10 protein-coding genes are annotated in these 13631 nt (G+C 36.3%); 1 reads left to right on the top strand and 9 read right to left on the bottom strand.

Going from position 1 to position 13631, the window contains the following annotated elements:
* Positions 1–111: 111 nt before the first annotated feature.
* Positions 112–1581 carry an IMP dehydrogenase gene (gene guaB, locus DES48_RS07465; protein WP_079710055.1) on the bottom strand — a complete coding sequence of 490 codons (1470 nt, stop codon included), beginning with the start codon at positions 1579–1581 and terminating at the stop codon, positions 112–114.
* A 192-nt stretch (positions 1582–1773) separates the two neighbouring features.
* On the opposite strand from guaB, the gene DES48_RS07460 reads away from it, so the two are divergent.
* Positions 1774–2745, top strand: a complete 972-nt coding sequence (locus tag DES48_RS07460) for a YaaC family protein (RefSeq protein ID WP_113868132.1) — start codon at positions 1774–1776, stop codon at positions 2743–2745.
* Between the two features lie 90 nt (positions 2746–2835).
* On the opposite strand, the gene DES48_RS07455 is transcribed toward DES48_RS07460, so the two are convergent.
* From DES48_RS07455 to dnaA, 8 genes are all read right to left on the bottom strand, one after another.
* Entirely contained in the window at positions 2836–3867 is a 1032-nt protein-coding gene (locus DES48_RS07455; RefSeq protein WP_147232391.1) for an HD-GYP domain-containing protein, read from the bottom strand.
* 169 nt (positions 3868–4036) lie between these two features.
* On the bottom strand, positions 4037–6526 hold the full coding sequence (gene gyrA, locus DES48_RS07450) for a DNA gyrase subunit A (protein WP_079710058.1): 2490 nt from the start codon (positions 6524–6526) through the stop codon (positions 4037–4039).
* Positions 6527–6655: 129 nt separating this feature from the next.
* A complete protein-coding gene (gene gyrB / locus DES48_RS07445) occupies positions 6656–8557 on the bottom strand; it encodes a DNA topoisomerase (ATP-hydrolyzing) subunit B (RefSeq protein WP_370622745.1) in 1902 nt (633 codons plus the stop codon).
* 126 nt (positions 8558–8683) lie between these two features.
* Entirely contained in the window at positions 8684–8977 is a 294-nt protein-coding gene (gene remB, locus DES48_RS07440; protein ID WP_113868126.1) for an extracellular matrix regulator RemB, read from the bottom strand.
* Positions 8978–9015: 38 nt separating this feature from the next.
* The gene (gene recF / locus DES48_RS07435) at positions 9016–10131 is read right to left on the bottom strand and encodes a DNA replication/repair protein RecF (RefSeq protein WP_079710061.1); all 1116 of its coding nucleotides are present in this window, start codon (positions 10129–10131) and stop codon (positions 9016–9018) included.
* A gap of 30 nt (positions 10132–10161) precedes the next feature.
* The gene (gene yaaA / locus DES48_RS07430) at positions 10162–10389 is read right to left on the bottom strand and encodes a S4 domain-containing protein YaaA (RefSeq protein WP_079710062.1); all 228 of its coding nucleotides are present in this window, start codon (positions 10387–10389) and stop codon (positions 10162–10164) included.
* Positions 10390–10610: 221 nt separating this feature from the next.
* A complete protein-coding gene (dnaN, locus tag DES48_RS07425) occupies positions 10611–11753 on the bottom strand; it encodes a DNA polymerase III subunit beta (protein WP_113868124.1) in 1143 nt (380 codons plus the stop codon).
* Between the two features lie 239 nt (positions 11754–11992).
* Positions 11993–13342: a chromosomal replication initiator protein DnaA gene (gene dnaA, locus DES48_RS07420; protein WP_079710064.1), complete on the bottom strand. Its 1350-nt coding sequence runs from the start codon at positions 13340–13342 to the stop codon at positions 11993–11995.
* Positions 13343–13631: the final 289 nt, after the last annotated feature.

Raw genomic sequence — 13631 nt, 5'->3', positions numbered from 1 at the left:
TTATGTGAAGTTTAAAACGATTAAATCCTTGCATTTCATTATTTTACACAAAAAAATCCGGGCCATCTTGAAGGGAGGGCCGGATCATTTTTTAATATACTAATTAGATGATTATAACGAATAATTGGGTGATTCTTTGGTAATTTGAACATCATGTGGGTGTGATTCTCTTAAACCAGCACCTGTCATACGAATAAATTTAGCGTCATTGCGCAATGCTTCTAAATCTTGGGTACCGCAGTAACCCATACCAGAACGAAGTCCACCAAGTAGTTGATGTACAGTATCAGCTAATGGTCCTTTGTATGCAACTCTACCTTCTATTCCTTCGGGCACTAATTTTTTTGCATCCTCAGTATCTTGGAAATATCGGTCTTTGGAACCTGATTTCATTGAAGCTACTGATCCCATACCACGATAAACTTTATAACGACGACCTTGGAAGATTTCAGTTTCCCCTGGACTTTCCGTTACCCCTGCAAATAAGCTTCCCAACATCACGACATGAGCGCCTGCTGCTAGTGCTTTAGCAATGTCTCCAGAGTATTTAATTCCACCATCTGCAATAATAGGAATATTGTACTTGTTTGCTTCTGTTGCACAGTCATTAATTGCTGTAATTTGTGGAACACCTACTCCTGCCACAACACGTGTCGTACAGATAGAACCAGGTCCAATTCCAACTTTAATGATAGTTGCTCCCGCTTCAATTAATTCCTTGGTAGCTTCTGGTGTCGCTACATTACCGGCAATAATATCTAAATCAGGATAGGTTTCACGTACTCTTTTCACTGATTCAATTACACCTTGCGAATGACCATGTGCCGTATCGATTACAAGTACATCCACACCAGCTTCCACTAGTTTTTCAATTCGAGTCATGGCATCAGCTGTCACCCCAACGGCTGCGCCAGCTAGTAAACGGCCATGCTTATCTTTTGCAGCATTCGGGAACTCAATGACTTTCTCAATATCCTTAATAGTGATTAAACCTTTTAGTACACCATTATCATCAATTAATGGTAATTTTTCAATACGATGTTTTTGTAAAATATGACTTGCTTCATTCAACGTTGTTCCAACAGGCGCTGTAACTAAATTCTCTGTGGTCATCACATCAGAAATTTTAATGGAATAATCCTCAATAAAACGAAGATCACGATTGGTCAATATTCCCACCAACACTTGATCTTCTTGGTTATTGACGATAGGAACACCAGAAATTCTAAATTTACCCATTAGATGTTCCGCATCAAACACTTGATTATCAGGTAATAAAAAGAATGGATTGGTAATAACACCACTTTCGGAACGTTTAACCCGATCTACTTGCTCAGCTTGGTCTTCAATGGACATATTTTTATGAATGATCCCAATACCGCCTTGGCGCGCCATAGCAATGGCCATTTCAGCTTCTGTGACCGTATCCATTCCGGCGCTAAGTAATGGAATATTTAATGTAATTTTTTCAGATAATTTTACTTTTGTTGACACATCACGTGGTAAAACTTCTGACTTGGCTGGCATTAATAATACATCATCAAATGTTAAGCCTTCCTTCGCAAACTTGTCCTCTCTCATTTTACACAATTCCCTCCCTAAGTTATTTATGATTTCATAATGTTTGCTTTGCTGGATAAACTATTACAAGTTGAAAGCAAGCTATTTTTTCTTATTGTTATTTACAATAAGCCATAGCCACATGATTTTCAACCTTTTTATATATTCTATTTATTAATTTCTATTATCCTTACTAATAAATGAGGAAGACACATGATGCATCATTCACATCTACTATTTAGTTATTTACAATCACAAGATCATGCGCGTGGTTTTTTGCAAAAATGTTACCAAAACCAACAAATTATAGATGATAAACGATGGAGTTATCAAAATAGTGAACGATTTTTTTATTATATAAAACACGGATTACTTTATTATGAAACAGGTAATCAATCACCAATGGTAATCAAGCCCTTGCTTTATTATTATGGGATGATTCATCTAATCAAAGCTTGTCTGTTAACCAAAATACCAACGTATCCATCTAGTACGGCTTTGTTAGCTCATGGTTTATCCACACGCAAACAAAAGAAACAACAATATCAATTACTTCAAGATGAAGTGAAGATTCAACAAAAAGGGCTATTTCCCTATTTTTCTGCCAAGTTATTTACTAGCACACCGTTCACTAATAATAAAATAACAATTGACCGCTTGTTAAAATCTATTCCAGAACTTGATCATTTATTTATTTTTTCTGGAAAACAGCCTAATTTTATTTTTGTTAGCGAGCTAGCTAATTCTAAGTTGGTATTCCCTAATGATATTCTGGATAGCTACCATATCACACAACAACAGTTCATCAAAAAATTAGCTTCCTATGTACAGGTAGTAGAAGTAACTAATCACGATGATCAATTCACTTGTGCGTTAAAACAACCTATTTCTGCTGTCGAGTCTAATCCATTTTATTTTGATGAGCAATTAGATAAAGTTTATTTTCCTTTGAAGCGAGAGATCCCGTTTCATACCCATGAGATAATGCATCACTTTATGTTGCTTTATCATTTCAGTATGCTTGCACGCTATGAATCTGAATGGTGGGGGGACTTGATGCATACCCAGCAATCTGGCGACTATGCGATTGTAAAGGAGTTTTTAACCATCACAGCAACAAAAGTACCTAGCTATCTTGAATATTATTTAAACATGGTTCAACAAACGTTAAGGATAGGGGATTAATAAGAAATGAACATAAAAAAAACATAGTCAAAATACGATCTTCTCTGCTATACAAAGTGAACAACGTATTTTGATTATGCTGTTGATTTGTTAAGACAGCACGTCTTCAATAGATATATCTTTGGTTATTTTTAATGATAACAGTTCGTTACTCGTTTCCATACGAATAATCGGCCGTGTTGGAGCGGTTAGTTCGATATGAACAATTTCACCAATAGCTTGATTAGAAAGCCTTACTTTTGTGCCTAGAGGTAGGGCAGCCATGGACCGAATGAATTTTTTCAATATTTGTTGATCAAACTTTTGAAACTTATCTTGTTCCATTTGTTCCAATGTAGCAAATGGAGATAATCGCTTACGATAATCTCGTACAGAAGTCATCGCATGATAGGTGTCACATATGGCAATTATTTTAGCATACTTATGAATTTTATCATCTTTTACCCCTAACGGATATCCAGTCCCGTCTAATCGTTCATGATGTTGTAGGATAGCTAATTTTGCACCATGTGATAAGGAAGGAGTCTTTTCAATATAACGATAAGAGTAAGTTGGATGTTTCTTAATTTCGTTAAAATCTGCTTCTGTTAACATACCTTCTTTATAAATAATAGAAGGGTGAACTTTTGCCATGCCGCTTTCTGCAAGGAATGCGGCAATTCCTATCTGAAGCCATTCTTTTTTTATACCCATTTTTTTTGCTAACATCGTCGATAGAATACTTGTTGCTACACTATGATGGTAGAAGTAGTCTTCTTGATCAACATGCTTATATAAAGCTAACAAAGCAAGACCAAATTCATCAATTCGCTCCAATAAAGGAACAATTAATGTTCGAACCTCCTGCATGTCAACAGGTGAACCACTTTGCCAACGTTGAAACATATGCTTATAATTTGAAACAGTTTCTTCATAATGATCCCATAAGGATAATGACTCTACACGACTGGTGTTAGCTTGCTTACCATTATAGTCTTGTCTTACCTTCGGGTGATATGGTTCGCCAGTAGCTAATTTTTCAGCTACTTCCACTTTGTCAACGAAAAATTTCTGCAAAAATTCAATATGTAATTCATTGAGCACGGTATCTTTTTGTATAATCGCTCGATTTGTTCTACCCATTACATCATCAACTATTATACATTGAGGAATAAGCTGTGTAGGATGAACTTCCACTTCGTATCACTACCTTTCTATCGATGCATTATAGCTTAATCAAACATCAGTCATTTTTAGTAATAAGAATGGTTCCTTTCATTACGTAAGGAACCATTCGTTTGTCTGCTGTTATCTATTCTTCTGGTTGATCGGTTTCTTCAAGTTGCTCTGCTTCTAATATTTCTTCTTCTTGCTCGGTTTCAATTCTAGCTACAGTGGCTACTTTTTCATTTTCTTGCAAGCGAATGAGTCGTACACCTTGCGTATTTCTTCCCGTAACTGAAATTCCTTCCACAGGCATTCGTATTAAGACACCTGCTTCGGTAATAATCATCACATCTTCTTCACCAGTGACTGCTTTAACTGCGACAACATTACCTGTTTTATCAGTTATATTACATGTCGAAATCCCTTTACCACCACGATTAGTAATTCGGTATTCTGTTGCTGGAGTTTGCTTACCATAACCATTTTCCGTTACATTCAAGACGTGCACACCATCATCGATTATTTCCATTGAAACAACCTCATCATCTTCACGTAAAGAGATTCCTTTCACACCAGCTGCGGTTCTCCCCATCGAGCGAATTTGTTCCTCTTCAAACCGAATTAAAGAACCTTTCTTCGTACCGATCATGATATGCTTCGTTCCATCCGTTAGACGAACAGATATTAGTTCATCATCTTCTCTTAGATTGAGCGCGATTAAACCGCCTTTTCGGATATTAGCAAATTGAGAAAGTGAGGTTCGTTTAGAGACACCATCTTTTGTGGTAAAGAATAAGTACCAATCTTCCTCAAATTCATGTACTGTAATCACAGCATTGATCCATTCATCTTTATCAATCTCTAATAAATTAATAATCGGTATACCCTTTGCTGTTCGGCCAAACTCAGGAACTTCATAACCTTTGGCACGATAGACTTTCCCTTTATTACTGAAAAATAGTACCGTATCATGGGTAGAAGTGGACACGAGATGTTCAACAAAGTCATCTTCATTGGTATCCATTCCTTGAATGCCTCGACCACCTCGGCGTTGGGTACGATACGTCGAAGAAGGCAATCGTTTAATATATCCTTGATGCGTTAAGGTGATAACAATATTCTCTTCTGGAATTAAATCTTCATCTTCAAAGAAGTCTGTACCACCAACAACAATCTCTGTTCGACGAGTATCGTTAAACTTTTCTTTGATTTGCAGCAGCTCTTCACGAATAATCTCAAGTAATTTTTCATCATCCGCTAAAATTGCTTTTAACTCTGCAATTAATTTAATAAGTTCTTGATATTCCTCTTCAATCTTATCGCGTTCTAGACCAGTTAGACGTTGCAAACGCATATCTAAAATGGCTTGAGCTTGTTTTTCTGATAACTCATAGTTTTCCATTAAACCATTTCGTGCAATATCTGCTGTGGCTGATTCACGGATAAGCGTTATAATTTCATCGATATGATCAAGGGCAATACGAAGCCCTTCTAAAATATGCGCGCGCGCTTCTGCTTTACGTAACTCATATTCCGTACGGCGTTTAATAATTTCTTTTTGGTGCTCTAAATAGTGAGATAGTGCTTGTTTTAAATTAAGTACTTTCGGTTGACCATCTACTAGAGCAAGCATATTAATACCAAAAGATGTTTGTAAGGCAGTCAATTTATACAAGTTATTCAATAAGACGTTTGGATTTACGTCACGTCTTAATTCAATTACCATACGCATACCGTTACGGTCTGATTCATCTCTTAAGTCAGTAATTCCCTCAATCTTCTTATCTCGGGCAAGCTCAGCGATTTTTTCAATTAACTTGGCTTTATTCACTTGATAAGGTAATTCTGAAACAATAATAGTCGATTTTCCATTTGCTTTTTCTTCAATTTCCGCTTTTGCTCGAATGGTAATCGAACCTTTTCCTGTTTCGTAAGCTTTTCTTATACCACTTCGTCCTAAAATCATACCCCCAGTTGGAAAGTCAGGGCCATGTACGTAATTTTCCATTAATTCTTCAATCGAAATATCAGGATCTTTACTTACGGCTAATACCGCATCAATAGTCTCACCTAATTGATGCGGGGGGATATTCGTTGCCATACCAACAGCAATACCAGATGCACCATTTACCAATAAATTTGGAAAACGTGATGGTAACACGCTTGGTTCGCGTTCTGAACCATCATAATTATCCATATAATCAATGGTATCTTTATTAATATCACGAAGTATTTCCATTGATATCTTGGACATACGAGCTTCGGTATAACGCATGGCTGCTGCTGGGTCACCGTCTACTGAACCAAAGTTTCCGTGCCCATCAACAAGCATATAACGATAGCTGAAATCTTGCGCCATTCTTACCATCGCTTCATAAACAGCAGAATCACCGTGTGGGTGATACTTACCAATTACATCACCGACAATACGAGCCGATTTTTTGTATGCTTTATCTGCGTGCATGCCCAAATCATTCATAGCATAAAGGATACGACGATGTACCGGCTTCATACCATCTCTAACATCTGGTAATGCTCGTGAAACAATTACACTCATTGCGTAGTCTAAAAATGACGTACGCATTTCTTTTCCTATATTTACTTCTTGTACCTGTGGACGTTGATTATCCACCATATGACTACCTCCTATCCTACTGAGGACATTGCTTCCATGCTTTCATCATCTATTGCTTTATCTTTCTCAGACGCTAAGAATTTGGAGAATGATTAGCAGAGGTCAAACCTCCACTATCAAATTCTCATTTTATACATCAAGGTTTTTAACATAAATCGCGTTATCTTGGATAAAGTTACGACGTGGCTCGACCTTATCCCCCATTAACATGTCAAATACTTGATCCGCTTCAATCGCATCTTCTAAGTTTACTTGTAATAGTGTTCGATTTTCTGGATCCATTGTGGTTTCCCAAAGTTGGGTAGCATTCATTTCACCAAGCCCTTTATAACGTTGCAAGCCTGGTTTTGGTTGTTTTGGCAACTCACTAATAATTCGTTCCATTTCTTTATCATTGTATGCATAGTAAGCTGCTTTTCCTTGCTGTACTTTATAAAGTGGTGGTTGTGCAATGTAAATGTAACCATAATCAATTAATGGACGCATATACCGGTAGAAAAAGGTTAATAATAATGTCCGAATATGAGCGCCATCAACGTCCGCATCGGTCATAATTACTACTTTATGATAGCGTGCTTTGGATATATCAAAGTCTTCGCCAATCCCAGTACCTAGTGCTGTAATAATTGAACGAATTTCATTGTTTGATAGAATTTTATCTAAACGCGCTTTCTCTACATTAAGAATTTTACCTCGCAATGGTAAAATTGCTTGAAAATGTCGACTTCGTCCTTGTTTTGCTGAACCACCTGCAGAGTCACCCTCCACAATATAAAGCTCACTTTTGGAAGCATCACGAGAAGAACAATCTGCTAATTTACCTGGTAGATTCGAAACTTCCAATGCACCTTTACGTCTCGTCAATTCACGTGCTTTTTTCGCTGCCATTCGTGCCCGAGAAGCCATCAATCCTTTTTCGACAACAATTCGAGCCGTATCAGGATTTTCAAATAAGAATTTAGAAAAAAGCTCACTAAATGCGGCGTCTGTAATCGTTCGTGCTTCGCTATTTCCTAGTTTTGTTTTCGTTTGTCCTTCAAACTGTGGATCAGGATGTTTGATTGAAATAATTGCTGTTAGTCCTTCACGTACATCATCACCGGTTAGGTTTGGATCATTTTCTTTGAATAGATTATTCTTTCTTGCGTAATCATTAATAACACGCGTTAACCCAGTTTTAAATCCTGATTCATGGGTACCACCTTCATACGTGTGAATATTGTTAGCAAAGGAATAGATGTTACTAGCAAAGCCATCATTATATTGTAGCGCTACTTCAACATTAATGCCTGCTTCTTCTTTTTCTGCATAGAATGGTTCATGGAGTACCTCTCTAGAACGATTAAGATGCTCTACATAAGAACTAATTCCACCTTCGTAGTGAAAGGTTTCTTGCTCGCCACCTTCGCGTTTATCCTCAATCGAGATAGATAATCCTTTGTTTAAGAATGCTAGTTCACGTATACGTTGAGACAAGATATCATAACTATACGTTGTTGTTTCAGAAAAAATCTCTGGATCTGGTGTGAAATGCGTTCTTGTTCCGGTTATGTCCGTTGTACCAATGACTTGTATTTCCTCTTTTAGCTTTCCTCGTTCAAACGTTAAATAATATATGTTGCCGTCGCGATGTACATATACCTCTAAAGAAGTAGATAAAGCATTTACCACCGACGCTCCTACGCCATGAAGACCACCTGATACTTTGTAACCTCCACCACCGAATTTACCCCCAGCATGCAGTACAGTCATAATTACCTCAACAGCAGGACGTCCTGTTTTTTCTTGTATCCCAACAGGAATCCCTCTACCATTATCTGTTACTGAGATACTATTGTCTTCTTCTATAACAACTTGGATGTGATCACAGTAACCTGCTAATGCTTCATCAATACTGTTATCAACGATCTCCCAGACTAAGTGGTGTAACCCTTTTTCATTGGTTGAGCCAATGTACATGCCAGGACGTTTTCGAACCGCTTCTAATCCTTCTAATACCTGTATCTGATTTTCATCATAAACTTGTTCCATTGATGCCTTTTCTTCCATTGTCAATTCGATCACCTACACTTCTATCTGAAAATAAACCTATCGTTTATTTTCTTGATTTTCATTCTTTGGATTCATTTATGCATGATCATAGCGTTGCTTATTTACTTACGTATCTTCAAACGTTTCTTCACTACTATAGTCATCTAGTTTACTAATCGTAGCGATCATATTTGCACGTTTTTTTAACGTCAAAACAGCTAAGGGGCTATAATAGATTCTATCAGTTGTAATAACAACAGATTTCGTTTCTTCTTGATGGAGATCTAATACATTATTAGCTTGACGTTGGTTGGCTATCATCTCATCATTAATGGTTGATGAAGATACAAAAGCATAATCAATAATACTAACGACTTCTTCCGAACGAATAACATTGTCTCCTCCAATATGAATAAACAATCTTTATCCCCCTCATAATACAGTTGGTTAATAAAATTTCAAGACTGAATGATAGAACCATTATCTACATGAAAAAGCTCAGCCTGACGAATGGTATCATGCTGAATATCACTAATACTTGTTGTTGAAACAAAGGTTTGTACCTTACCTTGGATCGTATGTAATAAATGAGATTGACGATAATGGTCTAGTTCACTTAAGACGTCATCTAATAAAAGGACGGGGTACTCATTTACTTCACTATGAATCAACTCAATTTCAGCTAATTTCAACGATAAGGCTGTTGTACGTTGTTGTCCTTGTGAACCATAAATTTGGACATCTTTATTGTTAACATAAAACGTAAGATCATCACGATGCGGACCGATCAATGTGCTCCCTCGATCAACTTCTTTTTCTATGATTTCCCGAAAACTATTGTGATACTTATCTTTTATTTTCTCCTTATCTTCCGTATCTGATACCTCAGCTGTTGCTGAATAACGAATTTCCAAGGTTTCTTTATCTCTGCTGATGCCATGATGAATGGGACGTGCCCACTGTCGTAAGAGATCTAGAAATAAAAAGCGCTTTTCCACAATGAAACTAGCATGTTCAACAAGTTGCTCGGTTAATACTTCTAGCATCGTTCGATCGGTTGTTTTTCGTCGTTGTAAATCTTTTAAAAGATGATTACGTTGTTTTAATATTTTTTGATATTGACCTAAATGATAAATATAAATGGGTTGGATTTGGCCAATTTCCATATCGATAAAACGTCTTCTTACCTGAGGACTTCCTTTTACTAAATTTAAATCCTCAGGGGCAAACATGACGACATTTAAAGCTCCAATATAATCGCTTAAACGTCGTTGCTCTAAATGATTTAACTTTGCCTTTTTTCCTTTATTGGAGAATTGGATTTCTAATGGAAAGCTTTGTTTACGTTTATAGAGCTTCCCTTCTATTTTAGCATAGTTTTCGTTCCATTGGATAAGTTCTTTGTCACGAGGCGTGCGATACGATTTGGAGAAAGCTAATACATAGATGGCTTCCATTAAATTTGTCTTCCCTTGGGCGTTTTCACCAATAATTACATTTACTTTATCGTCAAACGAGACAGATAAATCTTGATAATTGCGATAATTCGTAAGCGATAATTTCTGAATATGCATCATTAATCCCTTTCTAACCGATCACAGTAATTACTTTGTTTCTTGCGCAATTTCAAATATGCCGACTTCTGGAATTTCAACCACATCGCCTGTATATAATTTTCTACCTCGGCGTTGATCTTGTTCTCCGTTAATAAAAACATCACAGTCCGCTAAAAAAGGTTTAACCATTCCACCGCTTTCTACGATATTCGCAAGTTTGAGCAATTGCCCAAGTTGAATATAATCTGATTGTATAAAAATGGTTTCTTTATTCACGTAATTCCTCCTGACTAAAGCTAATAGTTACTTATCCAACTATAACTGGAAATATATTTTTTTGGTAAGCAAACCGTTCATTAGGATGACTTTCTTTTATTTTACTAAAAATTTTATAAGAAGTAAAAGCTTCGAGAATAATCCTTGTGGATATGTTGGGTGTTAGGTTGAAAAAAGGAGTTGTTTTACGACAACTCCTTTTTCCTAGGGGCATAAATGACTTAATACGTTCGAACCGGTAAGATTAACTGTAAAATATAATTATTGTCCATCGGGCGAATAATAAATGGTCGCATAGCGCCTGTGAATTCAATTTTTACTTGCTCTTCTTCAATAATTCGTAAAGCATCAATCATGTATTTAGCACTAAAAGAGATTTTTAAATCTTCTCCTTCTTTTCCAACAGTGGATAATCCTTCAACTACTTCACCAACTTCAGGTGTGTTACTTGTTATTTCTAATTGATTATTTTCTTTTGTTTGCAATTTCACCACATTGTTTCGATTTTCTTTTGCTAATAAAGAAGCACGATCAATCGCTTGTAACAATTCTTTTGTTTTCGCATACACAATCGTTTTACTTTGATCAGGAATTAATCTGGATGTTTCTGGATAATTCCCATCTAATAATCGTGATAGAAAATACAGATGATTGGTTTGGAAAAGAATTTGATTCTCAGTAACACTAATCGATATTTTTTCTTCAGAGTCTTCTAGGATTTTGTTTAATTCACTTAAACTCTTTCCGGGTATAACAACACTTGTGAAGTTAATTTGGTCACTAGTCGCTTCCATTGGTAATTTTCTTGATGCAAGACGGTGACTATCTGTAGCAACGAAATGTAAAAAATCATCTTCCAGTTTCATATTAACACCAGTTAATATGGGTCTTGTTTCTACTGTGGATACAGCAAAGACAGTTTGCTTGATTAAATCTTTTAACACATCACTTTTAATTTCGAAACTATTTTCTGTGTGTAATACTGGTAATTGTGGATACTCTACGGTATCTTGTCCATTTAAATGAAATTCTGCTCCACCAGACCGAATGGTTACTTGATCATTTTCATCTGTCATAATTTCAACCGTTTTTAACGGTAGTTTACGGATAATATCAGGAAAATATTTTGCTTGAACTACTACACTACCTGCTTCGATTTCCTCGACATGTACTATGCCATCTTCTTCTTTGGGTATAAAGGATTCAATTGAGATATCTGAATCACTACCAGTTAATTTAATGCCAGCTGTTGTAGCTTCAATTTTAATTCCAGAAAGAATTGGAATGGTAACTCGAGCTGAAATAGCGCGCATCACATGTTGGATACTCTCCATTAATTGATCACGTTGAATAATAAAACGCATAAATAAAATCCTCCTAAAGGAAGTAATATATATTAATTATTTTTAATAAAATTCGTAGTAATAGTAATAGGGCCTGTGATTATGTGGATAAGTGAAGTGAAAGACACAGAGCCCCACTTATACACATGTGCATAACGTGTTGACAAACCTGCACCCTTTATCCACGTTATACACATGTGTACCAACCGTGCTTACAATATTTTTAATTTCGATTAAGACATAATTGCAAAAAAATATGCTTACACTGATTTCAATTTTTCTTTAATCTCATCAATATCTTGTGTAAGTAATTCATCTTGAGTGAGCATTTTAGAAATTTTCTCATGTGCATGGATTACGGTTGTATGATCTCTGCCGCCAAATTCTTCTCCAATTTTGGGTAAGGAATAATCGGTTAATTCTCTAGATAAATACATAGCAATTTGGCGTGGAAAAGCTACCGATTTAGTACGTTTTTTGGCAGCAAATTCTTCGAGTTTAATATTGTATTTCTCCGCAATCACTTCTTGGATTGAGGCAATTGTAATCACTTTAGGTCGTGAATTAGGAATAATATCTTTTAATGCCTCAGCTGCTAGAGAAGCATCAATATCTTTGTTTATTAAAGAGGAGTAAGCAACGACACGAATAAGTGCACCCTCAAGCTCCCGTATATTGGTGTCAATTTGATTGGCAATATAAAGCATAACTTCGTTCGGAATATCTAAGCCTTCCGCTTTTGCTTTTTTACGTAAAATCGCAATCCGTGTTTCTAAATCAGGAGGGGTTATGTCAGTAATTAATCCCCACTCGAATCTAGAACGCAAGCGATCTTCTAAGGTGGGTATTTCTTTAGGCGGTCGATCACTTGAAATAATAATTTGTTTGCTTTCTTCATGCAATGTATTAAATGTGTGAAAAAATTCTTCTTGCGTTTGTTCTTTTCCAGCTAAGAATTGAATATCATCAATCAGTAAGACATCGATACTTCGATACTTGTTACGGAAATTCTCTGCTGTATTATCACGAATCGAATTAATAAATTCATTTGTGAATTTTTCAGAAGTCAAATAAACAACTTTAGCAGCAGGATTGTGATCCAACACATAATGGCCAATCGCATGCATTAAATGGGTCTTTCCGAGTCCAACCCCACCATAAATGAACAACGGATTATAAGCCTTTGCAGGGGCTTCAGCAACTGCTAATGAGGCCGCATGTGCAAACCGGTTACCGGAACCAATAACAAATGTATTAAATGTATATTTATCATTCAACATTGTTTTTGTTGATCCATTTGTGTCCGTCGGTTTTATTGCCGGTATCTTTTTTGTGGGTGGATTCTCTTCTAATGGGTTTTCGGTTTCTGGAATCACAAATTTAGTTTGTAATTTTGCGCCGGTTACCTCAAATAAAGCATCAGAAATCAACTGTGTGTATCTACTTTCCAGCCAATCTCTGGCAAATTCATTTGGAGCCGATACAATTAATGTGTCTTCTGTAATACTTTCTGCGCTTGTGTTTTTAAGCCATGTGTCATAACTAGGTTTACTTACTTTCTCTTTAATTTTAGTTAGTGTACTTGTCCAAAGTTCTTCGATGTTTTCCATATGTGATTCACCCCTTTCTAGCCACAACATAGCTTGAATGAATTAGCGAGGATAAAGTTCATTCGTTCGTAATTATAGAAATAAAAAACCTCTCGCAATCTGCTCATTTTAGTAAGAGATCGAAAGGTAACGATAATAACAACCTTGTGGATAGTTATTATGCACAAGGACGAGGGTATAAACAAGTTATGAAAATTACCCACAACATTGTGTATAAATGAATAAACAACCGTGTGAACAAATGTCCACACGTTATCCACAGACTGTGGATACTTTGTTTTCCGACTAC

The organism is Paraliobacillus ryukyuensis (assembly GCF_003315295.1).
GTDB classification, from domain to species: Bacteria; Bacillota; Bacilli; order Bacillales; family Amphibacillaceae; genus Paraliobacillus; species Paraliobacillus ryukyuensis.
Note: the sequence above shows the minus strand (reverse complement) of the source record. Positions and strands in the feature narration are given on the sequence as shown.

Coding starts and splice junctions, on each gene's coding strand:
- recF (WP_079710061.1), bottom strand. CDS start 10,131: ATGCATATTCAGAAATTATCGCTTACGAATTATCGCAATTATCAAGAT.
- dnaA (WP_079710064.1), bottom strand. CDS start 13,342: ATGGAAAACATCGAAGAACTTTGGACAAGTACACTAACTAAAATTAAA.
- DES48_RS07460 (WP_113868132.1), top strand. CDS start 1,774: ATGATGCATCATTCACATCTACTATTTAGTTATTTACAATCACAAGAT.
- gyrB (WP_370622745.1), bottom strand. CDS start 8,557: ATGGAACAAGTTTATGATGAAAATCAGATACAGGTATTAGAAGGATTA.
- dnaN (WP_113868124.1), bottom strand. CDS start 11,753: ATGCGTTTTATTATTCAACGTGATCAATTAATGGAGAGTATCCAACAT.
- guaB (WP_079710055.1), bottom strand. CDS start 1,581: ATGAGAGAGGACAAGTTTGCGAAGGAAGGCTTAACATTTGATGATGTA.
- gyrA (WP_079710058.1), bottom strand. CDS start 6,526: ATGGTGGATAATCAACGTCCACAGGTACAAGAAGTAAATATAGGAAAA.
- DES48_RS07455 (WP_147232391.1), bottom strand. CDS start 3,867: ATGGGTAGAACAAATCGAGCGATTATACAAAAAGATACCGTGCTCAAT.